This window comes from Duganella violaceipulchra (assembly GCF_019166075.1).
GTDB classification, from domain to species: Bacteria; Pseudomonadota; Gammaproteobacteria; order Burkholderiales; family Burkholderiaceae_D; genus Rugamonas; species Rugamonas violaceipulchra.
Genome location: NZ_JAHTGR010000176.1, coordinates 1 through 313, shown reverse-complemented (window position 1 = coordinate 313; position 313 = coordinate 1). Strand labels below are relative to the sequence as shown.

The 313-nt window shown below is 65.5% G+C and carries 1 protein-coding gene; it reads right to left on the bottom strand.

The window, feature by feature from the left end; translation table 11 throughout:
* On the bottom strand, positions 1-290 hold a 290-nt coding region (locus KVP70_RS33565), incomplete at its 3' end, for a phosphopantetheine-binding protein (protein ID WP_229225275.1).
* Positions 291-313: the final 23 nt, after the last annotated feature.

Here is a 313-nt window from a genome sequence, read left to right as displayed (position 1 = left end):
GCTTGCAGCGCCGCAAAGTCGAGCTGGCCTTTCAGTCTTAGTGCGGCCGCCATATGGTAGGCCGCGCCGGCGGCATGGTCGAGTTGATCGAGGAACCAGAGCCGTTGCTGGGCCCACGAGAGCGGCATGGCTTGGTTGCGCGCGGTGGGTTCGATCCGGCTTAAGCTCGCTTGCCGCGCTTGGCCAACGACGCTGGCCAGGCCTGCCAGCGTCGGTTGCGCAAACAGGTCGCGCAGGGCGACTTCGACATCCAGCACTTGCCGCAGGCGCGACACCAGTTGCACTGCCATCAGCGAGTGTCCACCCATCTCGA